15 protein-coding genes and 3 rRNA genes are annotated in these 25,654 nt (G+C 67.0%); 10 read left to right on the top strand and 8 right to left on the bottom strand.

Annotated elements, in window-relative coordinates; translation table 11 throughout:
• Positions 1-8: 8 nt before the first annotated feature.
• The 4 genes from lipA (at position 9) to A3CE_RS0134345 (ending at position 3,932) form a co-directional block, all read left to right on the top strand.
• Entirely contained in the window at positions 9-1,010 is a 1,002-nt protein-coding gene (gene lipA, locus A3CE_RS0134360; protein WP_020644633.1) for a lipoyl synthase, read from the top strand.
• A 45-nt stretch (positions 1,011-1,055) separates the two neighbouring features.
• The gene (locus tag A3CE_RS0134355) at positions 1,056-1,709 is read left to right on the top strand and encodes a DedA family protein (protein WP_020644632.1); all 654 of its coding nucleotides are present in this window, start codon (positions 1,056-1,058) and stop codon (positions 1,707-1,709) included.
• Between the two features lie 37 nt (positions 1,710-1,746).
• Positions 1,747-2,616, top strand: a complete 870-nt coding sequence (locus tag A3CE_RS0134350; protein WP_020644631.1) for a patatin-like phospholipase family protein — start codon at positions 1,747-1,749, stop codon at positions 2,614-2,616.
• A gap of 104 nt (positions 2,617-2,720) precedes the next feature.
• Positions 2,721-3,932, top strand: coding sequence for an Ig-like domain-containing protein (locus tag A3CE_RS0134345; RefSeq protein ID WP_020644630.1), 1,212 nt, complete (start codon positions 2,721-2,723; stop codon positions 3,930-3,932).
• 463 nt (positions 3,933-4,395) lie between these two features.
• Here the strand turns inward: A3CE_RS0134345 and rrf are convergent.
• From rrf to dnaE, 6 genes are all read right to left on the bottom strand, one after another.
• Positions 4,396-4,512, bottom strand: a 5S ribosomal RNA gene (gene rrf, locus A3CE_RS0134340).
• Between the two features lie 67 nt (positions 4,513-4,579).
• Positions 4,580-7,706: ribosomal RNA gene (locus A3CE_RS0134335) — 23S ribosomal RNA — on the bottom strand.
• Between the two features lie 328 nt (positions 7,707-8,034).
• Positions 8,035-9,555, bottom strand: a 16S ribosomal RNA gene (locus tag A3CE_RS0134330).
• The 16S, 23S and 5S rRNA genes sit together here, the layout of an rRNA operon.
• Positions 9,556-9,874: 319 nt before the next feature.
• Positions 9,875-11,086 carry a low temperature requirement protein A gene (locus A3CE_RS52075; RefSeq protein WP_020644629.1) on the bottom strand — a complete coding sequence of 404 codons (1,212 nt, stop codon included), beginning with the start codon at positions 11,084-11,086 and terminating at the stop codon, positions 9,875-9,877.
• Between the two features lie 426 nt (positions 11,087-11,512).
• On the bottom strand, positions 11,513-12,988 hold the full coding sequence (locus A3CE_RS0134320) for an MFS transporter (RefSeq protein ID WP_026469140.1): 1,476 nt from the start codon (positions 12,986-12,988) through the stop codon (positions 11,513-11,515).
• 62 nt (positions 12,989-13,050) lie between these two features.
• Positions 13,051-16,635 (bottom strand): DNA polymerase III subunit alpha, encoded by a 3,585-nt coding sequence (gene dnaE, locus A3CE_RS0134315; RefSeq protein WP_020644627.1) that lies wholly within the window; start codon positions 16,633-16,635, stop codon positions 13,051-13,053.
• Positions 16,636-16,944: 309 nt separating this feature from the next.
• Here dnaE and A3CE_RS0134310 point away from each other — a divergent pair, with 309 nt between their 5' ends.
• Genes A3CE_RS0134310 through A3CE_RS0134290 form a run of 5 tightly spaced genes read left to right on the top strand, consistent with a single transcriptional unit; the run spans position 16,945 to position 23,000 of the window.
• Positions 16,945-17,592, top strand: coding sequence for a FadR/GntR family transcriptional regulator (locus tag A3CE_RS0134310; protein ID WP_020644626.1), 648 nt, complete (start codon positions 16,945-16,947; stop codon positions 17,590-17,592).
• Positions 17,589-19,010, top strand: coding sequence for an amino acid permease (locus A3CE_RS0134305; protein WP_020644625.1), 1,422 nt, complete (start codon positions 17,589-17,591; stop codon positions 19,008-19,010). The genes A3CE_RS0134310 and A3CE_RS0134305 overlap by 4 nt, the downstream gene beginning before the upstream one ends.
• Entirely contained in the window at positions 19,007-19,936 is a 930-nt protein-coding gene (locus A3CE_RS0134300; protein ID WP_020644624.1) for an asparaginase, read from the top strand. The genes A3CE_RS0134305 and A3CE_RS0134300 overlap by 4 nt, the downstream gene beginning before the upstream one ends.
• On the top strand, positions 19,933-21,324 hold the full coding sequence (gene aspA, locus A3CE_RS0134295; RefSeq protein ID WP_020644623.1) for an aspartate ammonia-lyase: 1,392 nt from the start codon (positions 19,933-19,935) through the stop codon (positions 21,322-21,324). Before A3CE_RS0134300 ends, aspA begins: the two co-directional genes overlap by 4 nt.
• Before the next feature lie 50 nt (positions 21,325-21,374).
• Complete coding sequence (locus A3CE_RS0134290; protein ID WP_020644622.1) at positions 21,375-23,000, top strand: CocE/NonD family hydrolase; 1,626 nt, start codon at positions 21,375-21,377, stop codon at positions 22,998-23,000.
• 45 nt (positions 23,001-23,045) lie between these two features.
• Here the strand turns inward: A3CE_RS0134290 and A3CE_RS0134285 are convergent, their stop codons facing one another.
• Positions 23,046-23,804 (bottom strand): metallophosphoesterase, encoded by a 759-nt coding sequence (locus A3CE_RS0134285; protein ID WP_020644621.1) that lies wholly within the window; start codon positions 23,802-23,804, stop codon positions 23,046-23,048.
• On the bottom strand, positions 23,801-24,427 hold the full coding sequence (locus A3CE_RS0134280) for a GntR family transcriptional regulator (protein WP_020644620.1): 627 nt from the start codon (positions 24,425-24,427) through the stop codon (positions 23,801-23,803). Before A3CE_RS0134280 ends, A3CE_RS0134285 begins: the two co-directional genes overlap by 4 nt.
• 46 nt (positions 24,428-24,473) lie before the next feature.
• Here A3CE_RS0134280 and A3CE_RS0134275 point away from each other — a divergent pair, with 46 nt between their 5' ends.
• Positions 24,474-25,643: an aminotransferase class V-fold PLP-dependent enzyme gene (locus tag A3CE_RS0134275; RefSeq protein ID WP_020644619.1), complete on the top strand. Its 1,170-nt coding sequence runs from the start codon at positions 24,474-24,476 to the stop codon at positions 25,641-25,643.
• Positions 25,644-25,654 lie beyond the last annotated feature (11 nt).

The following is a 25,654-nucleotide window of genomic DNA, read 5'->3' as shown; positions in this document are numbered from 1 at the left end:
TTGAAGCCGTGAGTGCTGCGCCTGAAGGCCGGAAGCTGCTGCGTCTCGAGGTTCGCAACAGTGAGACGCCGATCGAGAAGAAGCCGCCGTGGATCAAGACGCGGGTGCGGATGGGGCCGGAGTTCACCGAGCTCAAGGGTCTCGTGCGCCGCGAAGGACTCCACACGGTGTGCGAAGAAGCCGGTTGTCCCAACATTTACGAATGCTGGGAAGACCGTGAGGCCACGTTCCTGATCGGCGGTGACCAGTGCACCCGCCGGTGTGACTTCTGCCAGATCGACACCGGGAAACCGGCGGCTCTGGACACTTCCGAGCCGCGGAAGGTCGCGGAGTCGGTGCAGGCGATGGGTTTGCGGTATTCGACGGTGACCGGTGTGGCGCGGGATGACCTGCCTGATGGTGGGGCGTGGCTGTATGCGGAAACTGTCCGGCAGATTCATGCGTTGAACCCGGGTACGGGTGTGGAGTTGTTGATTCCGGACTTCAACGCCGATCCCGCGCAGCTGGCTGAGGTTTTCGGGTCGCGGCCGGAGGTTCTTGCGCACAACGTGGAAACAGTTCCGCGGATTTTCAAGCGGATCCGCCCCGGTTTCCGTTACGCGCGGTCTCTGGAAGTGATCACCGCGGCGCGTGCGGCCGGTTTGGTGACGAAGTCGAATCTGATCCTGGGCATGGGTGAGACGCCCGATGAGGTGGCTCCGGCGATGCGGGACCTGGTCAATGCCGGGTGCGAGATCTTGACGATTACGCAGTACTTGCGGCCTTCGCCGCGGCACCACCCGGTGGACCGGTGGGCCAAGCCGGAGGAATTCGTCGAACACTCGAAGGCGGCGGAGGCGATGGGCTTCGCCGGGGTCATGGCCGGACCACTGGTCCGGTCGTCGTACCGCGCCGGACGTCTGTACGCCCAGACGAAGGCCCACCGCGGCGAGATCCTCCCGGAAAACCTGCGGCACCTCGCGACCGAAGGTCCCGCCGCCCAGGAAGCCGCGTCGCTGCTGGCGCGGTGACCCAGGTCACTCCACCATCCTTAAAGGATCGGTAAAGTGGGCCGCATGGCCCTGGTTTCGGACCTTCTCACCTGGTTGCAAGGACTCCCGGAACCGGGGCTCGTCGCGGCGACCGGCGGCCTGGTGTTCGCCGAATGCACGATCGGGCTGGGTTTCGTGGCCCCGGGCGAATCCGGGCTGCTCATCGCCGCGACGACGGCGAACACCGTCCCGCGATTCCTGGTGCTGTGGACGGTCGTGACCCTCTGCGCGACGGCGGGCGACGCGCTCGGCTATCTCATCGGCCGCCGCTTCGGGCCGCGGCTGCGTGAGACGAAGCTGATCCGCAAGTACGGCCTCGACGGCTGGGACAAGGCCACCGCGGTCCTCGAACGTCGCGGCGCCTGGGCGGTGTTCTTCGCCCGGTTCCTGCCGGTGATCCGGACACTCACCCCGGCCGCGGCAGGCACGGCCGGCCTCCCGTTCCGCAAGTTCCTGCCGGCCGCCGCGGCGGGCGCGTTCTGCTGGTCGCTGGTCCACATCGGCATCGGCGCCGCGCTGGGCGAAGCCGCCAAGCGCATCGAAGGCGCCCTCAACACGGGCGGCTTGGTCGCGGTCGGCCTGCTCGCCGCGACCGGCGTATTCTTCCTGCTGCGGCTCAAGAAGCGCAAGGCTCTCGCCGGGCCCGGGCCCGGGCGTGAGCCCGAACGCGTGCCCTGACAGGCGCCCGACCTGCGGACTTACTACATTCGGCGCTATGAGTCTCGCGGATCTCCCCCGGCCGGTCGGCTTCGTCCTCGGCGGAGGCGGCAGCCTCGGCGCCATGCAGGTCGGCATGCTGCGCGCCCTGACCGAGGCCGGGCTTTCGCCGGACCTCGTGACGGGCACGTCGGTCGGCTCGCTCAACGCGGCCGTGCTGGCCCTGTCCGGCGGCGACGCGCTCGCGCGGCTGCACGGCATCTGGGCGCACATGACGCGCGACGAGGCGTTCCCCGGCGGTGTGCTGAGCCGCGTGCGGACGCTGACGCAGAGCAAGACGCACCTGTTCCCCAACACCGGCCTGGCGAGGATCATCGCCGACCACCTCGGCGCTGAGACCCGCTTCGAGGACCTCGCGCTGCCGCTCGGCGTCGTCACGACGCAGGTGGAAACGGCCGAGCCGCTGCTGATCCGGTCCGGGCGCCTGCTCGAGCCGCTCCTGGCCAGCTGCGCGATCCCGGGGATCTTCCCGCCGGTGGAGCACGAGGGAAAGCTGCTGTACGACGGCGGGCTCGTCGCGAACGTGCCGATGCGGCAGGCGCTCGCCATGGGCGCGAAGTCGCTGGTGGTGCTCGACTGCGCGTTCCCCGGGAAGCTGCCGGGCGCGCCGCGGACGTTCGCCGAGGTGATGATGTTCACCGCGATGATCAGCATGCGGAACCAGGCCGTGCTGGAAGCGCCCCTGGCCGCCGCGCAGGCGCCGGTGCTGTACCTGCCGGGACCGGCGCCGGTGCGTGTGAACCCCCTCGATTTCGGGCACACGGAAGCACTGGCTGAACAGGCGTACACGGCGGCGCGGGAGTACCTCGACGAGCTTTCCGTGAGCGGGCCGGGGCTGTACGGCGCCCCGGGGCTCGTCATGACGTGATCCGCGTCACGCCGATGCACCGATCCGCCGGTAAGGACGTCATCGCTATCGCGTAGTTTTGATGACGAATGCCCGCCGATCCCAATTCCCCAAAAAGAGACAATATGCTCCCCAAGAAGATTTTACTTTCGGTGGCCGGAATCCTCGCCGGAGCACTGCTGCTTTCCGCCTGCTCGTCCGGTGACGACGGTGGTTCGCCCGCCGGCGGGGCACCGGAGTCGGGGTCCGCCTCGCCGTCCGCGACACCGGTCGCGGTGACGTTCGATCCCGCGGGCGGCACGGGTGTGAACCCCGCGACGCCGATCGTCGTCAAGGCGGCCAACGGGAAGCTCCTCGACGTCACGGTGACCAACACCGGCAAGGGGAAGACGGTCGCCGGCAAGCTCGCGAGCGACGGGTCGAGCTGGACGTCGAGCGAGCCACTCGGCTACGGCGCGACGTACAAGATCGTCGCGCACGCCCAGGGCGCCAACGGGCAGCCGATCGAGCAGGACAACCAGATCAGCACGATCGCGCCGAAGAAGCAGGCGAACGCCAACCTGATCCCGGCGCCGTCCGCGGTGGCGAGCACGGGCGTCGGCGTGGGGCAGCCCATCGTGTTCAGCTTCGGCAAGGTCGCCGTCAAGAACAAGGCGGCGGTCGAGAAGGCCCTCACGGTCGAGTCGACGCCGAAGCAGGACGGCAGCTGGTACTGGATCGACGACTCGAACGTCCACTACCGGCCCAAGGAGTACTGGAAGGCCGGCACGACCCTGAAGGTGACGGCGAAGATCTACGGCGTCGACTTCGGCGGCGGCGTCTTCGGCGCCGAGGACCGGACCGAGACGTACAAGGTGCACGATTCCTGGATCGCGAAGGCGGACGGGAACAGCGAGCAGATGCAGATCTTCCACAACGGCGCCATGGTCAAGTCGATGCCGATCTCGATGGGCAAGGACGCGACGCCGACACATCTGGGCGCGCACGTCATTTCGGACAAACAGGCGAACTACACGATGGACTCGTGCACCTACGGCGTCTGCCCGCCTGACCCGAAGGCCTACCGCTCGAACGAGAAGTTTTCGGAGCGGATTTCCAACGACGGCGAGTTCGTCCACGAGAACCCGAACAGCGTGGGCCAGCAGGGCAGTTCGAACGTGTCGCACGGGTGCATCAACCTGAACGACGCGAACGCCCAGTGGTTCTTCCAGAACATGGGCCTGGGCGACGTCGTGGAGGTCACCAACTCCGGTGGCCCGCAGCTCCCGGTGTGGGACCTGTACGGCGACTGGACGAAGTCCTGGGCGGACTGGCAGGCCGGCTCGGCCATCAAGTAACCACTCGTCCCGTCCATCGGGGGTCAGGAGCTTCGCTCCTGACCCCCTTCTTCTTGCCCAGCCCCTTTCGAACACCCAAACCGCCCCGCCAGGCCCACGAGTCGACCCTCCAATCACGCGAGATGCCCCTTCAATCACGTGAGTTCCGGCCTCAATCACGCGAGTTGCGGTTCTGATCACGTGAGTTCCGGGCCGGCTCACACCGCACGCGAGCGACAGGAGGCATCACGTGTGATCCGGGAGCCATCACGCGTGATGGGAGGGACGACACTGTGCCGGCCTGGGCCCGCGTCAGCGTGACCCGGGGCGGGATTCGCGTGACTGGGGCCGGGACTCGCGTGATTGACGGCGGAACTCGCCGCCAGGACCGCCCCGACTCGCATACCCGAACGTGGGAATGCAGAAAGGGCCTGGGCCGGGAGACTTACGTCTCGACCGGGCCCAGGCCCTTTCTCCAAAATAAGTTCGGCGGTGTCCTACTCTCCCACAACCCTTCGGTTGCAGTACCATCGGCGCTGTCAGGCTTAGCTTCCGGGTTCGGAATGGGACCGGGCGTTTCCCTGACGCTAAAACCACCGAAACACTCCGAAACAACACACCCTCTGGGGTGGTGTTTCAGAACCGTAGAGTGGATGCGCAACATCTTCGTAGGCAAGTCCTCGGCCTATTAGTACCAGTCAACTCGACAACACATTACTGTGCTTCCATTTCTGGCCTATCAACCCAATGGTCTGTTGGGGGCCTTAACCCACAAAGGGGTGGGATACCTCATCTTGGAACAGGCTTCCCGCTTAGATGCCTTCAGCGGTTATCCCTTCCGAACGTGGCCAACCAGCCATGCCCTTGGCAGAACAACTGGCACACCAGAGGTTCGTCCGTCCCGGTCCTCTCGTACTAGGGACAGCCTTCCTCAAGTATCCTACGCGCGCGGCGGATAGGGACCGAACTGTCTCACGACGTTCTAAACCCAGCTCGCGTGCCGCTTTAATGGGCGAACAGCCCAACCCTTGGGACCTACTCCGGCCCCAGGATGCGACGAGCCGACATCGAGGTGCCAAACCATGCCGTCGATATGGACTCTTGGGCAAGATCAGCCTGTTATCCCCGGGGTACCTTTTATCCGTTGAGCGACACCCCTTCCACCAGGAGGTGCCGGATCACTAGTCCCGACTTTCGTCCCTGCTCGACATGTCTGTCTCACAGTCAAGCTCCCTTGTGCACTTGCACTCAACACCTGATTGCCAACCAGGCTGAGGGAACCTTTGGGCGCCTCCGTTACTCTTTAGGAGGCAACCGCCCCAGTTAAACTACCCATCAGGCACTGTCCCTGAACCAGATCATGGCCCGAGGTTCAGATTCCCAATTCGACCAGAGTGGTATTTCAACAACGACTCCACAACAACTAGCGTTGCCGCTTCACAGTCTCCCACCTATCCTACACAAGCCGAACCGAAAACCAATACCAAACTATAGTAAAGGTCCCGGGGTCTTTCCGTCCTGCCGCGCGTAACGAGCATCTTTACTCGTAGTGCAATTTCGCCGGGCCTGTGGTTGAGACAGCCGGAAAGTCGTTACGCCATTCGTGCAGGTCGGAACTTACCCGACAAGGAATTTCGCTACCTTAGGATGGTTATAGTTACCACCGCCGTTTACTGGCGCTTAAATTCTCAGCTTCACCCCCGAAGGGATTAACCGGTCCTCTTAACGTTCCAGCACCGGGCAGGCGTCAGTCCATATACATCGTCTTGCGACTTCGCATGGACCTGTGTTTTTAGTAAACAGTCGCTTTCCGCTGGTCTCTGCGGCCACCCACCCCTAGCCCGTAAAGGACTTCAGGATGTTTGGCCCCCCTTCTCCCGAAGTTACGGGGGCATTTTGCCGAGTTCCTTAACCACAGTTCACCCGATCGCCTTGGTATTCTCTACCTGACCACCTGTGTTGGTTTGGGGTACGGGCCGTGCATGCACTCACTAGAGGCTTTTCTCGGCAGCATAGGATCACTCTACTTCACCTCAAACGGCTACGCATCACGTCTCAGCCTCATGAAACACGGATTTGCCTATGTTCCGGCCTACACGCTTACACCAGGACAACCATCGCCTGGCGGAGCTACCTTCCTGCGTCACCCCATCGCTTGACTACTACGAAATCAGATCCCACGCTCCACACACAAACCTCCATCCGAAGACTTCAGCTCATGGCTTTGGGTGGTTAGTATCAAACGCCTCGTCATGGGCGCACATGCTCGGGTACGGGAATATCAACCCGTTGTCCATCGACTACGCCTGTCGGCCTCGCCTTAGGTCCCGACTTACCCTGGGCGGATTAGCCTGGCCCAGGAACCCTTGGTCATCCGGCGGCAGAGTTTCTCACTCTGCATTCGCTACTCATGCCTGCATTCTCACTCCCACACCCTCCACGACTGGCTTCCGCCGCCGCTTCCCCGGATGCAGGACGCTCCCCTACCCATCCACACCACTAGACAAGGACTTCAAGAGTCCAAGCCGATGTATTGCATGAATGACACAGCTTCGGCGGTGTGCTTAAGCCCCGCTACATTGTCGGCGCAGGACCACTTGACCAGTGAGCTATTACGCACTCTTTCAAGGGTGGCTGCTTCTAAGCCAACCTCCTGGTTGTCTGGGCAATCCCACATCCTTTCCCACTGAGCACACACTTAGGGGCCTTAGCTGGTGTTCTGGGCTGTTTCCCTCTCGACGACGAAGCTTATCCCCCGCCGTCTCACTGCCGTACTCTAACACCACGGTATTCGGAGTTTGGTTGATTTCGGTAACCCGGTAAGGCCCCTAGACCATCCAGTAGCTCTACCCCCGTGGAGAAACATACGACGCTGCACCTAAATGCATTTCGGGGAGAACCAGCTATCACGGAGTTTGATTGGCCTTTCACCCCTACCCACAGCTCATCCCCTCAGTTTTCAACCTAAGTGGGTTCGGGCCTCCACGACGTCTTACCGTCGCTTCACCCTGGCCATGGGTAGATCACTCCGCTTCGGGTCTAGACCACGCGACTACAGACGCCCTATTCAGACTCGCTTTCGCTACGGCTACCCCACACGGGTTAACCTCGCCACGCAGCACTAACTCGCAGGCTCATTCTTCAAAAGGCACGCCATCACCCAACAAAGCAGGCTCTGACGGCTTGTAGGCACACGGTTTCAGGTACTCTTTCACTCCCCTCCCGGGGTACTTTTCATCTTTCCCTCACGGTACTAGTCCGCTATCGGTCTTCAGGAAGTATTTAGGCTTACCGGGTGGTCCCGGCAGATTCACAGCAAATTCCACGAGCTCGCTGCTACTCGGGAACACCACCAAGGTCCTTGAAACTGGTTTTCGCGTACGGGGCTCTCACCCACTCCGGCCCGCCATCCCAAGCGGTTCCACTAACCAGCACAACAACCCGAAGAGATGTCAGTCTCCTCAAGGCGGGTCCCACAACACCGACCACACAACCCCTGACAGGTATCACATGCAATCGGTTTAGCCTCTTCCGCTTTCGCTCGCCACTACTCACGGAATCACGGTTGTTTTCTCTTCCTGCGGGTACTGAGATGTTTCACTTCCCCGCGTTCCCTCCACACACCCTATATATTCAGGTGCGGGTAACACCACATCACTGGTGCTGGGTTTCCCCATTCGGAAATCCTCGGATCACAGCTCGGTTGACAGCTCCCCGAGGCTTATCGCAGCCTCCTACGTCCTTCATCGGCTCCTGAAGCCAAGACATCCACCATGTGCCCTTAACAACTTGACCACAAAGATGCTCGCATCCACTCTACAGTTCTCAAACACCACACCAGAAACAAACTACGTTTCAGGGCTGTGTAAGCCCTGAGGCGTGTTGCCTCAGGACCCAACAGTGTGCACAGCGAACAACCCACCACCCAGCTCCACGACCGGGGTTCCACGCGAAGCAAGCTCCGCAGTACTAGCCGGCGGTATCACAACCGCGGTGAGCCATAACCAGTAGTTCCACGATTCCTTGAGCAACCGGAACAAGCACACATTCGGCACTTGAGTCCCAGCCACCCCACCAGGTTGATCCGGGTATCCCGGCCTGATGGATGTGTTGTGCTCCTTAGAAAGGAGGTGATCCAGCCGCACCTTCCGGTACGGCTACCTTGTTACGACTTCGTCCCAATCGCCAGTCCCACCTTCGACCACTCCCTCCCCTTACGAGGTTGGGCCATGGGCTTCGGGTGTTACCGACTTTCATGACGTGACGGGCGGTGTGTACAAGGCCCGGGAACGTATTCACCGCAGCGTTGCTGATCTGCGATTACTAGCGACTCCGACTTCACGCAGTCGAGTTGCAGACTGCGATCCGAACTGAGACCGGCTTTAAGGGATTCGCTCCACCTCGCGGTATCGCAGCCCTCTGTACCAGCCATTGTAGCATGTGTGAAGCCCTGGACATAAGGGGCATGATGACTTGACGTCATCCCCACCTTCCTCCGAGTTGACCCCGGCAGTCTCCCACGAGTCCCCGCCATAACGCGCTGGCAACGTAGGATAAGGGTTGCGCTCGTTGCGGGACTTAACCCAACATCTCACGACACGAGCTGACGACAGCCATGCACCACCTGTACACCAACCACAAGGGAAGCCCCATCTCTGAGGATGTCTGGCGCATGTCAAGCCCAGGTAAGGTTCTTCGCGTTGCATCGAATTAATCCACATGCTCCGCCGCTTGTGCGGGCCCCCGTCAATTCCTTTGAGTTTTAGCCTTGCGGCCGTACTCCCCAGGCGGGGTGCTTAATGCGTTAGCTACGGCACGGACAACGTGGATGTCGCCCACACCTAGCACCCACCGTTTACAGCGTGGACTACCAGGGTATCTAATCCTGTTCGCTCCCCACGCTTTCGCTCCTCAGCGTCAGTATCGGCCCAGAGACCCGCCTTCGCCACCGGTGTTCCTCCTGATATCTGCGCATTTCACCGCTACACCAGGAATTCCAGTCTCCCCTACCGAACTCAAGTCTGCCCGTATCGACCGCACGCTCCACGTTAAGCGTGGAGATTTCACGGCCGACGCGACAAACCGCCTACGAGCTCTTTACGCCCAATAAATCCGGACAACGCTCGCACCCTACGTATTACCGCGGCTGCTGGCACGTAGTTAGCCGGTGCTTCTTATCCAGGTACCGTCACTTGCGCTTCGTCCCTGGCGAAAGAGGTTTACAACCCGAAGGCCGTCATCCCTCACGCGGCGTCGCTGCATCAGGCTTTCGCCCATTGTGCAATATTCCCCACTGCTGCCTCCCGTAGGAGTCTGGGCCGTGTCTCAGTCCCAGTGTGGCCGGTCACCCTCTCAGGCCGGCTACCCGTCGTCGCCTTGGTAGGCCACTACCCCACCAACAAGCTGATAGGCCGCGGGTTCATCCTGCACCGCCAGAACTTTCAACAACCCCCCATGCGAGAAGTTGTGATATCCGGTATTAGACCCCGTTTCCAAGGCTTATCCCAGAGTGCAGGGCAGATTACCCACGTGTTACTCACCCGTTCGCCACTCATCACCACCCGAAAGCGGATCAGCGTTCGACTTGCATGTGTTAAGCACGCCGCCAGCGTTCGTCCTGAGCCAGGATCAAACTCTCCAACAATGAACAGTTTAATCGAGGCAAATTAATGCTCTCAAAGGAACCTCATACGAGGTTTCAAAACATAAGCTCTACTGGCTTAGTTCACTAGCACACTGTTGAGTTCTCAAGCAACACACTTCGGACCGCCGCGCCGCAAAGCGCCTTGGTCTTCGGCTATTGTTTCAAGCTTTGTTCCAGGGATACCACCCTGGTTCGGGATCACCCACTCTACCACGAGATCGTGGGAGCTTGGTTCGTGTTCCCGGCGGCCACCCGGTTTCCCTGGCGACTTGGAGAACTTTACATGCCCCCGAAACCCCCTTGCACAGGGGGGTACCTTTTATCGCGCCAGGCCCCTGACCTGCACCGATCCCCCGGCTGGCGCCCCGTGGGTCGCGACCACCGTCAGTGCGACGAGCGCCGCCGCGAGCCCGGCGGCGACGTGGATCGGCGCCGGCGTGAACGACGCGGTTACGACGAGCACCGCGGTCACCGGGAAGCCGATGGCGATCGGGCGGCATTCGTTGGTCGGGCCGATGTGCAGCAGCCACACGCTCAGCAGGAAGACCGCGACCGGGACCGTGGTCGCCAGCGCCGCGGCGACACCGCCGATGCCGTGGAGCGTGCCCGTGTCGTACCCGACCGCCATCTCGAGCCCCGCGCCGACGGCCGCCGCGGACGCGAAGATCAGGTAGTGGCCGTAGCCCCAGCTCATCGACGTGAACATGCTCGGGCGGCGGACGAGCCGCGCGTGGCCCGGCTGGTCGAAGTACAGCCACCACATGGCGAACACGAGCACCAGGCCGGCCGCCGCGAGGCCGACGAGGCTCCCGACGTGCTCCCCGCCGGACACGCCCTCCTTGATCGCGTTGGTCGCGCTCAGGATCGTCTCGCCGAGCACGATCAGCGTGAACAGGCCGTACCGCTCGGCGATGTGGTGCGGGTGCCACGTCGTCCGCGCGCTGCGCTCGGCGACCACCGGCACCGCGAGCTCGCAGAGCACCACGGCCACGAACGTCACGACGGCGGTCGACGCCGGCAGGAACAGCCGGGCGATCCAGAGCACCTCGCAGAACGCGATCCCGGCGGCGAACCGCAGCGCGGCGGGCCTGGCCTCGGGCGCGGAGCGCGCCGCCCGCAGCCACTGCCCGACCAGCGACAGCCGCATCAGGACGTAGCCGGCGACGATCACGCGGAAGTCGCCCTCGAACGCGCTGCTCACCCCGGCCGCGATGGTCAGCCCGCCGGCGATCTGCACGAGCGTGGCCAGCCGGTAGGGGACGTCGTCGGTGTCGAAGGCCGAGGCGAACCAGCTGAAGTTCAGCCAGCCCCACCAGATCGCGAAGAACACCATCGCGAACGACGACACGCCGTGCGCGGCGTGCCCCTCGGCCAGCGCGTGGTGCAGCGACGCGGCGGCCTGGCCGACGGCGACCACGAAACACAAGTCGAAGAGCAGCTCGAGCGGCGTCGCGACGCGGTGTCCCTCACCCCGGTCGCGGGAGCGCATCGGCCGGTACCAAACCCGCGCGCGCAACGGCTGCTCGGTCATCGGGACTCCCCGCGTCGGCCTCGGACGGACGCCGACCATCCCAGCATGATCAGGGCGGGAGCGGCAGGCGTGACACGAAGTAAGACGGGCAGGCCCGGTTCCCCCTCACCCGGGCCCACCCGCTGCCGTCACGCGCCGGCGGTCACCGATGGGCAACCCTTCCGTGAGCGCCGGGCGGTCCCCCGCGGACGCCGACACTCACTGGATGGAAGGTGACCGAGTGTGTCCATTCCCTCGAACTCCGGACGCTTCGATCGCTCAAGCCGGTCACCCCATCCCCGGGTGGCCGACCGATTTGCCACTGTCGGTAGCTAAAGCCGCGCAGTGAAGGCTCCATAAGATCTACCCGGTCGCTCTGCGTAGCACCAGTGCCTTTCCGTGCTCGTCACCCGTTTGGAGCATCGCGAATTTGCCCAAAGTAGTGTCTCAGCCCCGGTGGACGTCCGCCGCCGATGTCTCGGCCGCCCGCTCTTCGCGGTCCGCTTCGGAAGCCCGGTGGCGCCGCGCGCGGAGCTCGGCGATCGCCAGGGCCAGCGCCCCGCACGTCAGGACGGCCGCGCAGCTGAGCGCGATGGTGAGCGCCGGGGCGAAGCCGAGCCCGGCGCCGACGACCGCGCCGTACACCGAGGCGAGCAGGGCGGTGCCGATCGCCGTGCCGAGCCGCTGCCCGGTCTGCAGCGCGCCGCCGGCGACACCGGCCAGCCGGATCGGCACGCACTCCAGCGTCAACGTCGTGTTCGGCGAGATCATCATCCCGCCGCCCACCCCCGCGAACAGCAGCGGCAGCGCGAAAGCCCACCCGGACGCCGACGGCGGGACCAGCCGGGCGAGCAGCGCGACGACCAGCAACCCCACCACGACCATGCCCAGCCCGGTGACGGTGAGCCGCCTGCCGAAGCGGGGCACCAGCCGCCCGGCGATGGCCGCGGACACCGCCGAGCCGAGCGCGAACGGCGTCACGGACAGGCCGGACTGCAGTGGCGAATAGCCGAGGCCCTGCTGGAAGTACATCGCGAAGACCAGCCAGATCCCGGCGAACCCGCAGAAGTAGAGCGCGCCGATCGCCGCGCCGGTGGCGTACCCCGGCGTGCCGGTGAACAGCCGGGTGTCCAGCAGCGGCGACCGGCCGCGCCGGACGACCGAGTGCTCCCAGCGCACGAACGCGGCCCCGAAGACGAGCGCGACGACGAACAGCCACCACAGCCGCGTGATGCCGCCGGAGTCGGATTCGACCACCGGAAGCAGCACGCCGAGGACGGCGACCGCGAGCAGCGCGATCCCGGCGAAGTCGATCTCCGAGGAGATCTTGAGCTGCTTCTTCTCGCTGCGCGGCAGCATCCGCAGCGCCAGGACGAACGCGAGGACGCCGATCGGGACGTTGACGTAGAACACCCAGCGCCAGCCGTCCTGCGCCCCGAAGACGGCGATGATGAAGCCGCCGAGGATCGGGCCGACCGCCGTCGAGATCCCGACTACCGCGCCGAACATCCCGAACGCGCGGCCGCGCTCGGCGCCGCGGAAGAGGTCCTGGATCAGGCCGGTGTTCTGCGGGGTGAGCATGCCGGCCGCCAGGCCCTGGGCGAGGCGGGCGAGCACCAGCGTCGTCTCGTTCGGGGCCGCGCCGGCCAGCGCGCTGGTGACGACGAACGCGGCGAGGGCGCCGAGGAACATGTTCCGGCGGCCGAACGCGTCGCCGAGGCGGCCGCCGGTGACCAGGACCAGGCCGAACGCCAGCGCGTAGCCGGAGACGACCCAGCGGATCCCGCCGCTGCTCGCGTGCAGCCCGGACTGCATCGACGGGAGGGCGACGTTGACGATGCTGACGTCGAGCAGGCCCATGAACCCGGCGGTGAGGGAGACGGCAAGCGCTTTCCAGCGGCGGGGATCGGGTTCGTACGTCATCGTGTCCAGCAAAACACAAAGGGCGGGATCCGCGCGCGTTGTCCCGCGCGCGGATCTCCCCATCAGGTGCTGGCGGTGATGCCGCGGATGCCCTTCAGCTCCCCGATCAGCATCGAGCTGACCTTCACCGGGTAGTCGTGGAGGGCGAACACCGTCTGGTTCCGCCCCACCAGCTTGAGGTGGACCATCGTTTCGCCCTTGTGCGCCAGCAGCGTGGACCGCAGCTCGCTCACCACCGACTGGTCGATCTTCTCCGCCGCCGCGAGCAGCACCAGCGGCGGCTCGTCGTCGCCGTTGCCGGTGCCGACCTCCGACAGGTCGAGCGTGGCCAGGCCACCGCCGAAGATCGACATCTTGTCTTCGCGCCAGTTGACCCGGCCCTTGACCAGGACCGCGTTGTCCTCGATCAGCTCACCCGAGAAAAGCGCGTACGACTTGGGGAAGAACAGCACCTCGAGCGAAGCGTCCATGTCCTCGACCGTGCAGATCGCCCAGGGCTCACCCTTCTTGTTGACCCGCCGCTCGAGCGAGGTGATCAGCCCGGAGATCACCAGCTCACCTTCCTTCGGCGGATCGTTGAGGATGCTCGCGATCGGCTTCGGGGCGTGCTTGCGCAGGATCCGCTCGGCGCCGTCCAGCGGGTGCGCCGAGACGTACAGGCCGAGCATCTCGCGCTCGTAGGCCAGCAGCTGCTTGCGCGGGTACTCCTCCTCACCGAACTTCAGGTGGGCGAGCGGTGACGAGGCCACCGCGTCCTCGTCGTCCCCGCCGAAGCCGAACAGGTCAAACTGGCCCATCGCCTCCTGGCGCTTGAGCGGGACGACGGCTTCGACCGCGTCCTCGTGAACCTGGATCATCGACAGCCGCGTGTGGCCGAGGGAGTCGAACCCGCCCGCCTTGATCAGCGACTCGATGACCCGCTTGTTGCAGGCCACGAGCTCGGACTTGTCGAGGAAGTCGACGAAGGAGGCGTACTTGCCCTTCTCCTCGCGGGTCTTGATGATCGACTCGACGACGTTCGCGCCGACGTTGCGGACCGCACCCAGGCCGAAGCGGATGTCCTCCCCCACGGCCGCGAAGCGCAGGGCCGATTCGTTGACGTCCGGCGGCAGCACCTTGATGCCGAGCCGGCGGCACTCGGACAGGTAGACCGCCGACTTGTCCTTGTTGTCGCCGACCGACGTGAGCAGGGCGGCCATGTACTCGGCCCGGAAGTTCGCCTTGAGGTAGGCGGTCCAGTACGAGATCAGGCCGTACGCGGCCGCGTGGCTCTTGTTGAACGCGTACCCGGCGAACGGGAGGATCGTGTCCCAGAGCGCCTTGATAGCCTCGGGCGAGAAGCCGCCGGGCCGCAGGTCACTGGCCCGCATGCCGGCCTCGAAGCCCTCGTACTCCTTGTCGAGGACTTCCTTCTTCTTCTTGCCCATCGCGCGGCGAAGCACGTCCGCGCGCCCCATCGTGTACCCGGCCACCTTCTGGCCGATGTGCATGATCTGCTCTTGGTACACGATCAGGCCGTAGGTGTCGGCCAGGATCTCCCGCAGCGGCTCGTCGAGCTCCGGGTGGATCGGCTTGACCTTCTGCCGGTTGTTCTTGCGGTCGGCGTAGTCGTTGTGCGCGTTCATGCCCATCGGGCCGGGGCGGTACAGCGCGCCGACCGCGACGATGTCGTCGAACACCGTGGGCTCCATGCGCCGCAGCAGGTCGCGCATGGGGCCGCCGTCCAGCTGGAACACGCCGAGCGTGTCGCCGCGGGCCAGCAGCTTGTACGTCTCCGGGTCGTCCATGCCGAGCCGGTCGAGGTCGATGTCGACCCCGCGGTTGGTCTTGATGTTGTCGATCGCGTCACCGATGACGGTGAGGTTGCGCAGGCCGAGGAAGTCCATCTTCAGCAGGCCGATGGCCTCGCACGACGGGTAGTCCCAGCCGGTGATGATCGAGCCGTCGTCGCGCTGCCACAGCGGGATCGCGTCGGTCAGCGGGTCGCAGGACATGATGACCGCGCAGGCGTGGACGCCGGCGTTGCGGATCAGGCCCTCGAGGCCGCGGGCGGTCTCGAAGATCGTCTTGCACTCTTCGTCGGTCTCGACGAGCGCGCGGACCTCGGCGGCCTCGCCGTAGCGCTCGTGCTTCGAGTCGACGATGCCCGAGAGCGGGATGTCCTTCGCCATGATCGGCGGCGGCAGCGCCTTGGAGATCTTGTCCGCGATCGCGTACCCCGGCTGGCCGAAGTGGACCCGCGCGCTGTCCTTGATCGCCGCCTTGGTCTTGATCGTGCCGAAGGTGATGACCTGGGCGACCTTGTCCGCGCCGTACTTGTCGGTCGCGTACCGGATCATCTCGCCGCGACGGCGGTCGTCGAAGTCGATGTCGATGTCGGGCATCGAGACGCGCTCGGGGTTCAGGAACCGCTCGAACAGCAGCTTCTGCGGGATCGGGTCCAGGTTGGTGATACCGAGGACGTACGCGACCAGCGAACCGGCGGCCGAACCACGGCCGGGGCCGACCCGGATGCCGACCTTGCGGGCGTAGCTGATGAGGTCGGCGACGATCAGGAAGTAGGCCGGGAAGCCCTTCCCGATGATGACGTCGAGCTCGATCTCGATGCGCTCGTTGTAGTACTCGTCCGGCACGCCGTCCGGGAAGCGCCACTTGAGGCCGCGCTGGACCTCTTCGCGCAGCCAGCCGCCCTGGTCGTAGCCCTCCGGCACCTCGAAGAACGGCAGCCGGTCCTTGTGCGAGTAGACGTCTTCGTAGGACTCGACGCGCTCGGCGATCAGCAGCGTGTTGTCGGACGCGCCCGGGACCTCCTTGTCCCAGTACTCGCGCATGTCGGCGGCGGACTTGAGGTAGTAGCCGTTGCCGTCGAACTTGAACCGGGTCGGGTCGTTGAGCGTCTTGCCCGACTGGACGGCCAGCAGCGCGCTGTGCGTGTCGGCCTGCTCCTTGACGACGTAGTGCGAGTCGTTGGTCGCGATCGGCTTGAGGTCGAGCAGGCGGCCGACCTCCAGCAGGCCCTCGCGGACCGACCGCTCGATCGGCAGGCCGTGGTCCATCAGCTCGAGGAAGAAGTTGTCCGCGCCGAAGATGTCCTTGTAGTCGGACGCGGCCTGGATCGCCGCTTCCTTCTGGCCCAGCCGCAGCCGGGTCTGCACCTCGCCCGACGGGCAGCCGGTGGTGGCGATGATGCCGGTGCTGTTCTCCGAGATGAGCTCACGGTCCATCCGGGGCTTGCGGTAGTAGCCCTGCATGCTGGCCAGCGAGGACAGCTTGAAGAGGTTCCGCAGCCCGGTGGCGTTCTGCGCGAGCATCGTCATGTGGGTGTAGGCACCGGCGCCCGAGACGTCGCCGCCCTCGCCCAGCTCGTCGGAGCCGCGCTGGTTCGACTGGCCCCAGAAGACCGGCTTCTTGTGGAACCGGCTCTCCGGGGCGATGTAGGCCTCGATGCCGATGATCGGCTTGAGGCCGTGCTTCTTCGACTGCTGGTAGAACTCGTCGCCGCCGTACATGTTGCCGTGGTCGGTCATGCCGACCGCGGGCATGCCGAGGCGCGCCGCCTCCGCGAAGAGGGGACCGATCTTCGCCGCACCGTCGAGCATCGAGTACTCGGTGTGGACGTGCAGGTGGACGAAGGAATCGTTCGACACCAGCGAAAACCTCCCCTAGGTCAGGCGGACCGGCGCGCCCGGGTCTCCCACCTTATCCCGCACTCGCCGGGCTCGATTGTGCGCCTCCGGAGCCCGCACCGGCGGGCACGACTCGCCCCCTCTTCGGCGGAAACGATCACGACACGCGCCGCTGCCGGGCGGTCACGCGGGGACGCCGGCGGAGGGTGAGCTGAGCCACAGACGCCGCTTCTCGCGTTGACACCGGGAGCACCGGGACCGAGCATTCCCGCCATGAACCTGTCTGACAGCCAGACAGCCGGACAAGGTGGTCCTCGCCGGGTGAGCGCCATGGAAGCCGTGCTGGCCCACCTGCGTGCCTCGATCGAGCGCGGCGAGTACGCCGTCGGCGAGAAGCTTCCCTCCGAAGCGGCCCTGAGCAGGGAGTTCGAGGTCAGCCGGTCGGTGCTCCGGGAGGCCCTCCGCGGTCTGCAGGCGCTCGGCATGACCGAGTCGAAGACCGGCAAGGGCACCTTCGTCACCGCGACCGGCCCGGCCGAGAACCCCACCTTCGGGCCCTACTCGGCCCGCGATCTCATCGAGGTGCGGCGGCACGTCGAGATCCCCGTCGCCGGGTACGCGGCCGTCCGCCGCAGCCAGGACGACCTCGACCTGCTCGCCCACCTCCTCGACCGGATGGACGCCGAGACCGACAACACGGCCTGGGTCGCGCTCGACTCGCTCTTCCACATCACCATCGCCCAGGCCTCGGGCAACCCGGTGTTCGGGAAGGTGATCGAGGAGATCCGGGACGCGCTCGCCCGCCAGTCCGCCTTCCTCAACCAGCTCGGCGACCGGCGCCGCCAGTCGAACATCGAGCACCGGGAGATCGTGACCGCGATCGCCGACGGCTCGGAGACCGCCGCCGTCGAAGCCATGACGGCGCACCTCACGCACGTCGAAACCACTCTGACCAGCATCGTGAACGGGGACCAGTGACCGAACAGACCATCACGGCCACCACCGCGGATGCGGGCGACGCCGGCTACCACAAGGCCCTCAAGTCCCGGCACGTGAACATGATCGCCATCGGCGGGGCGATCGGCACCGGTCTCTTCCTCGGCGCGGGCGGGCGGCTCGCCCAGGCCGGGCCGGCGCTGGCGATCGTCTACGGCGTCTGCGGGCTCTTCGCCTTCTTCGTCGTCCGCGCGCTCGGCGAACTGATCCTGCACCGGCCCTCCAGTGGAGCCTTCGTCTCCTACGCCCGCGAGTTCATGGGCGAGAAGGGCGCGTACGTCGCCGGCTGGATGCACTTCCTGAACTGGTCGACCACCGGCATCGCCGACATCACGGCGATCGCGCTGTACGCGCACTTCTGGTCGTTCTTCTCGCCGATCCCGCAGTGGGTGCTCGCGCTGATCGCGCTCGCCGTCGTCCTGACGCTGAACATGGTGTCGGTGAAGCTGTTCGGCGAGATGGAGTTCTGGTTCGCGATCATCAAGGTCGCCGCGCTCGTGCTGTTCATGGTGATCGGCATCTTCCTGCTGGTGACGCAGACGCCGATCGACGGCGTCGCGGGTGGCCCGCAGCTGATCGCCGACCACGGCGGGATCTTCCCGTCCGGGCTGCTGCCGATGGTGCTGATCGTGCAGGGCGTGGTGTTCGCCTACGCCTCGGTCGAGCTGGTCGGCGTCGCCGCGGGCGAGACCGAGAACCCGGAGAAGATCATGCCGAAGGCGATCAACTCCATCATGTGGCGCATCCTGGTCTTCTACGTCGGCTCGGTCGTGCTGCTGGCGATGCTGCTGCCGTGGAGCTCCTACACCAAGGACCAGAGCCCGTTCGTCACCGTGCTCTCGTACCTGGGCGTGCCCGCGGCGGACAGCGTGATGAACCTGGTGGTGCTCACCGCGGCGCTGTCCAGCCTGAACTCCGGCCTGTACTCGACCGGGCGCATCCTGCGGTCGATGGCGGTGGCGGGCTCGGCGCCGAAGTTCACCGGCGTGATGAACCGCAACCACGTGCCCTACGGCGGGATCCTGCTCACCGCGGCCGTCTGCGTGCTCGGCGTCGGGCTCAACTACCTGGTGCCGAAGGAGGCCTTCGACATCGTGCTGAACTTCGCCGCGATCGGCATCCTCGCCACCTGGGCCATCATCGTGCTCTGCCACCTGCTGTTCGTGCGCCGGGCGAAGCGCGACGGCCTCGAGCGGCCGGCGTTCCGGCTGCCGTTCTCGCCCTACACGGAGATCGCGACGCTGGTGTTCCTCGCCGCCGTCGTCGTCCTGATGGGCTTCGACGAGACCGGCCGGATCACCCTGCTGGCGCTGCCCGCCATCGTCGTCGCCCTGGTCGCCGGCTGGTTCGCGGTGCGCAAGCGGATCGACATGCGCGAGTTCGACGAGGCCGGGCTGTGAGCCACGAACCCCTGGCCGAACTGGTCCGCGACGGCATGGTCGAGGGCGTCCACCACGGCTCGGCCGTGGTGCTCGCCCCCGACGGCACCACGCTGTTCGCGGCAGGCGACGTCGACGCCGCGATGTACCCGCGGTCGACGGCGAAGCCGCTGCAGGCGACGGCGATGGCGCGGCTCGGCCTGCGCCTGTCCCCCGCCGGGTTCGCGATCGCCGCGGCCAGCCACTCGGGCGAACCGATGCACCTCGACGCCGCTCTCGAAGTCCTCGACGGCCGGTCCCCCGACCGTCTGGGCAACCCCGTGGACTTCCCGTTCGACCCGGTCGAGCGCGACCGCTGGATCGCGACCGGCCGCGCCCCGGGCCGCCTGGCGCACAACTGTTCCGGCAAGCACGCGGCGATGCTCGCGACCTGCGAGCTGAACGGCTGGGCCACCGAGGGCTACCTCGACCCGGCCCACCCGCTGCAGCGCGCGATCGCGGCCACCGTCGAGGACCTGACCGGCCGCGGTATCGCGCGGGTCGCCGTCGACGGCTGTGGCGCGCCGCTCTTCGCGACGACGCTGCGCGGGCTCGCGACGGCCGTGTCGAAGATCGCGACGGCCGCGCCGGGCACGCCGGATGCCCTGGTCGCCGACGGGATCCGGCGGCACCCGGAACTGGTCGGCGGCAGCCGCCGCGACGTCACCGCCGTCATGCGCGCGGTGCCCGGGCTGATCGCGAAGGACGGCTTCGAAGCCGTCCAGGTCGCCGCGCTGCCGGACGGCACGGCGATCGCGTTCAAGATCGCCGACGGCGGGGACCGGGCCCGGGTGCCCGTGCTCGCCGCGGCGCTGAAGCTGTGCGGGGTGGACGCGATGGAAAGCCCGGAAAACCTTCGTGTGACCGGAAAACTGGCTGAAGCACTGACCGTGGGGAGCCTGCGATGACCACCCGCCGCGAACACGACCTGCTGGGCGACAGGGACGTCCCCGCCGACGCGTACTGGGGCGTGCACACCGCCCGCGCCCGGGACAACTTCCCGATCACGGGCACCACGATCGCCGCGTACCCGCACCTGGTCGAGGCACTGGCCTCGGTCAAGGAGGCCGCGGCCCGCGCCAACGCCGAACTGGGCCTGCTCGAACCCCGGATCGCGGACGCGATCACCGCGGCCTGCCGGGAAATCCGCGAAGGCGCGCTGCACGGCGAGTTCGTCGTCGACGTCATCCAGGGCGGCGCCGGGACGTCGACCAACATGAACGCCAACGAGGTCATCGCGAACCGCGCGCTCGAGCTGCTCGGGCACGCCAAGGGCGACTACCACGTCGTGCACCCCAACGAGCACGTCAACCTCTCGCAGTCGACGAACGACGCGTACCCGACGGCGGTGAACGTCGCGACGATCATCGCCGTGCGCCAGCTGTCCGAAGCGATGATCGTGCTGGAGAAGGCGTTCGCGGCCAAGGCCGTCGAGTTCCACGACGTGCTGAAGATGGGCCGGACGCAGCTGCAGGACGCCGTGCCGATGACCCTCGGCCAGGAGTTCGGCACCTACGCGGTGATGCTCGGCGAGGACCGGCAGCGGCTGCACGAAGCCGTCGCCCTGCTGCACGAGATCAACCTCGGCGCGACCGCCATCGGCACCGGCCTCAACGCCGCGCCGGGCTACGCCGAAGCCGCGTGCCGTCACCTGCGCGAGATCACCGGGCTGCCGGTCGTCACCGCGGCGGATCTTGTGGAAGCCACCCAGGACTGCGGCGCGTTCGTGCACCTTTCCGGTGTCCTCAAGCGGATCGCGGTCAAACTCTCCAAGAGCTGCAACGACCTGCGGCTGCTGTCCTCGGGCCCGCGCGCCGGGCTGAACGAGATCAACCTGCCGCCGGTGCAGGCCGGGTCGTCGATCATGCCCGGCAAGATCAACCCGGTGATCCCCGAGGTGGTCAACCAGGTCGCGTTCGAGGTGATCGGCAACGACGTCACCGTGACGATGGCGGCCGAAGCCGGCCAGCTGCAGCTCAACGCGTTCGAGCCGATCATCCTGCACGCGCTTTCGGAGAGCATCACGCACCTGGGCGCGGCCTGCCGGACACTCGCTTCGAAGTGTGTCGAAGGGATCACCGCGAACATCGACGTCATGCGCGCCTACGTCGAGAACTCGATCGGCCTGGTGACGGCGCTGAACCCGAGCATCGGCTACGCGGCGGCGACGGAGATCGCGAAGGAGGCGCTGGCCACCGGACGGGGCGTCGCCGAACTCGTCGTCGAAAAGGGCCTGATCCCGGCCGAGGAGCTGGCGAAGCTGCTGCGTCCGGAAACCCTCGCCCGGGCGAACTGAGGTACCGTCGGATCCGGAAGGACCTACTCCACTTCGGAAGGCGGGCGCCCGTGCTGGACCGACTTGTCGACAAGCTGCTCGGACTCCCGCCCGCCGAAGGCCCGAAACCGGTCGTGACGCGCGACCTCGCCGTGCCGATGCCGGACGGCGTCACGCTGCTGGCCGACCGGTACGCCCCGGCCGGGACGACGTCGGCGCCGGTGGTGCTGATCCGCACGCCGTACGGGCGGAAGGGGCTGCTGTCGAAGCTGTTCGGCGACACGTTCGCCCGGCACGGCCTGCAGACGGTCATCCAGAGCACCCGCGGCTCGTTCGGCTCCGGCGGCGAGTTCCGGCCCTTTCACCTCGAGCGCGAGGACGGCGTCGCCACCGCCGAGTGGCTGCGGGCCCAGCCGTGGTGCGACGGCAGCCTCGGCATGGCGGGCGCCAGCTACCTCGGGCACACGCAGTGGGCGATCGGGCCGTACCTCGACCCGCCACTGGCCGCGATGTGCCTCGGTGTGACGGCCTCGGAGTTCGTCTCGACGTTCTACCCGGGCGGCGTGCTCGCGGCGGACAACATGGTGTCGTGGTCGGCGATGATCGGCCGGCAGGAAGAGCGGTTCGCCGCCCTGCCGAACCCGGTGCAGAAGCGCAAGACGCGGCGCGCGATGGCGCACCTGCCGATCAGCGGCGCCGACGTCGCCGCGATCGGGCGGCCGGTGCAGTTCCTCCAGGACATCACCGGGCACTTCGTGCCCGACGACGACTACTGGGCGATGTCCGACCACAGCGCTGAAGTCGCGAAGCTCGACGTGCCGGTGTCGATGGTCACGGGCTGGTACGACCTGTTCATCCGCGGGCAGCTGCGCGACTTCCGGACGCTGGCCGAGGCGGGCAAGGCGCCGCGGATCACCATCGGGCCGTGGGCGCACGGCGAGCCCGCGAGCATGAAGCCGATGATCTCCGACCAGCTCGGCTTCCTGCGCGCGCACCTGCTCGGCGACCGCACGTTCCTGCAGCGGGCGCCGGTCCGGCTGTTCCTCCAGGGCGCCGGCACGTGGCTGGACTTCGAGTCGTGGCCGCCACCGTCGACCGCGACGGCGGCGCACCTGCGGCCGATCGGCGGCCTCGGCGAGACCGTCGGCCAGGAGGCGCGCCCGACGGCGTTCACCTTCGACCCGGCCGACCCGACCCCGGCAGTCGGCGGGCCGCTGCTGACGGGTGAGTGGAAGCAGCGCGACAACCAGGAGGTCGAGGCGCGGCCGGACGTGCTGGTGTTCACCGGCGAGCCGCTGCCGTCGGACCTCGACGTCATCGGCGAAGTGACGGCGACGGTGCACGTGCGCACCGAGCTGGGGCACGCGGACGTCTACGTCCGGCTCTGCGACGTCGATTCCGGCGGTGTCTCCCGCAACGTGACCGACGGGATCCTGCGGCTGCGCCCGGGCTTCCCCGCGGCCGGCGAGGACGGCGTGGTCACGGCGGAGGTGACGCTCGACCCGACGGCGTACCGCTTCCGCCGCGGCCACCGGCTGCGCGTCCAGGTGGCGGGCGGCGCGTTCCCCCGCTTCGCGCGCAACCACAGCACGGGCGAACCGGTCACGTCGGCGGTGGACGGGAAGCCGAACCGCTTCGAGGTGTTCCACGACGCGACCCGGCCGTCCCGGATCACGCTGCCGGTCTTCAGCAGCTGACACCCGGAGGGCGCCACTTTCACGTGAAAGTGGCGCCCTCCGGGTTCAGAGCGGAACCGTGCGGTGGTGGCTGGTCACCCGGCCGTCGTCGTGCAGGACGTGGAGCAGCAGAGCCGGCGGGCGGTCGAACTCCAGCGGGCCGCCGTCGGCCCAGCCGCGGTCCGCGCCCGGTTCGACCGGGAGCAGTGAGCCCGACACCACGCCGGGCGCGATGCGCAGCGGCACCCCGGCGAACGTCGTCGACGCGCCGGTGTGCACGTGCCCGGCCAGCAGCGCCTTCACCCGCGGGCGCCGCTTCAGCACCGAAGCCAGCCGGTCCTCGCCGGACTGGCGGATCGCGTCCACCAGCGGGACGCCGACCTCGACCGGCGGGTGGTGGAACGCGACGATCGCCGGGCCGTCGCCGCCGGAAAGCACGCCGTCGAGCCAATCGAGCGTTTCGTCGGCCAGGAATCCCGCGCCGCGGCCCGGGATCGTCGAGTCGCACAGCGCGAACAGCACACCGCCGACCTCCTGAGCGAGGTCGATGGGTGCGTCGGACGCCGGCAGGTCGAGCAGGCCCGTGCGGAAGGGAGCGCGGACGTCGTGGTTGCCCGGGCACACCAGCACCGGCGCCGGGTACTTCAGCAGCGCGGCGGCGCGCGCGTACTCCCCGGCCGTGCCGTGGTCGGCGATGTCGCCGGTGACGACGACGGCGTCGACCGGTGCCGCGAACCCGCTCAGGTAGCCCATCACGGCGGCGACGCGGTCTTCCGCCCGCGAACCGCCGTCGAGGTGCAGGTCGCTCAGGTGCGCGATGATCATTTCCCGTCCGTCCCCAGGTACGCCAGCGCCTTGACCCAGTTGGCGACGAGCACCGCGGACGCGGTGGCCAGGTCGCCGTCCCGCAGCGCCGCGGCGATCCGGCGGTGCTCGCCGATGCTCTCCGCGGCGTGACCGTCGCCGGCGAAGTAGGCCGACTCGTACCGCTTGAGCAGCGGCTTGGTCTGCTCGATCAGCCGCAGCAGGTGTGGGTTCGGGCAGCGGGACAGCAGCAGCGCGTGCCACCGGTCGTCCAATGTGGACAGATCACCGCCGTCCGCGAGCACCATTTCGGCGGCGACGGCGTCAAGCGCGTCCGGCAGCCCGGCGAGCTCCAGCGGCGACGTCCAGCGCAGGGCGAGGGCCTCGAGCTCGGCCACCAGCGGGTAGAGCCGGCGCGCCTCGTCCGGGTCGAACGGCGGCACCAGGAACCCGCGGCCGGGCGCGGAGACCAGCAGGCCGCGGTCGGCCAGCCCGATCAGCGCCTCCCGCAGCGGCGTCCGGCTGACGCCCAGCTCGCGAGCCAGGTGCACCTCGTTGACGCGGGCGCCGGCGGCGAGCCGCCGGTCGAGCACGCGGGCGGTGATCTGCTCGAGGAGATCGCTGCGCAGCGGGGTCCGGGCCATGCCCGGCAGTATTGCATACAGAAGAGAGCTACTGTATTCAGTTGCTATGAGCTTCGACGTCGAACGCGCACGCCGTGAGACCCCCGGCTGCGCCGAGGTGACCCACTTCAACAACGCCGGCGCCGCGCTGCCTCCCGCTGTCGTGACCGACACCGTCGTCTCCTACCTGCGGCGCGAGGCGCTGATCGGCGGGTACGAAGCGGCCGCGGAAGCGGCGGACCGCCTGGACGCGGTGTACGCGTCCGTGGCCCGGCTGCTCGGCGCCGAACCGGACGACATCGCGCTCACCGATAACGCCACGCGATCGTGGCAAGCGGTGTTCTACGCGCTGCCGTTCGCCGCGGGAGACCGGATCCTCACCTCGCGCGCGGAGTACGCCAGCAACGCCATCGCGTTCCTGCAGGTCGCCCGGCGCACCGGCGCGGTCGTCGAGGTGGTCGGCGACGACGAATCGGGGCAGCTGGACGTCGAAGAGCTGCGGCGGCGGGTCGACGGCGACGTCAAGCTGATCGCCGTCAGCCACGTGCCCACCCAGGGCGGGCTGGTCAACCCGGCCGAGGAGATCGGCGCGGTCGCCGAAGCGGCGGGCATCCCGTTCCTGCTCGACGCGTGCCAGTCGGCGGGCCAGCTCGACCTCGACGTCACGCGCCTCAAGTGCGACGCGCTGTCCGGGACCGGCCGCAAGTACGTGCGCGGGCCGCGCGGCACCGGGTTCCTCTACGTGCACCCGCGGCTGCGCGAACGGCTGGAGCCGGCGATGCTCGACCTGCACTCGGCGAGCTGGGAGGCGCCGACGGAGTACGTCGTCGACCCGACCGCCAAGCGCTTCGAGGTGTGGGAGCGCGACTTCGCGAACGTGCTGGGCCTCGGCGCCGCCATCGACTACGCGCTCGAGTGGGGCCTGCCGTCCATCGAAGCGCGCGTGGCGTCCTTGGCCGCGACGCTGCGGAGCCGGCTCGCCGAAGCCGGTGCGCGCGTGCACGACGTCGGCGCCCGCAAGTGCGGCCTCGTCACCTTCAGCATCGACGGCACCCCGGCCGCGGAGATCAAGGCACGGCTCGCCGAGGCGAACATCAACACGTCGGTGTCGTACCGGACTTCGGCCCAGTACGACTTCACCGCGCGCGCCCTGCCGGACATGGTCCGGGCGTCGGTGCACTACTACAACACCGAGGACGAGATCGACCTGCTGATGCGGCAGATCGAGAAGCTGTGACATCCGGGGCT

The organism is Amycolatopsis balhimycina FH 1894, assembly GCF_000384295.1.
In the GTDB taxonomy this organism is placed as follows: domain Bacteria; phylum Actinomycetota; class Actinomycetes; order Mycobacteriales; family Pseudonocardiaceae; genus Amycolatopsis; species Amycolatopsis balhimycina.
This window is presented reverse-complemented; position numbering and strand designations above follow the sequence as displayed.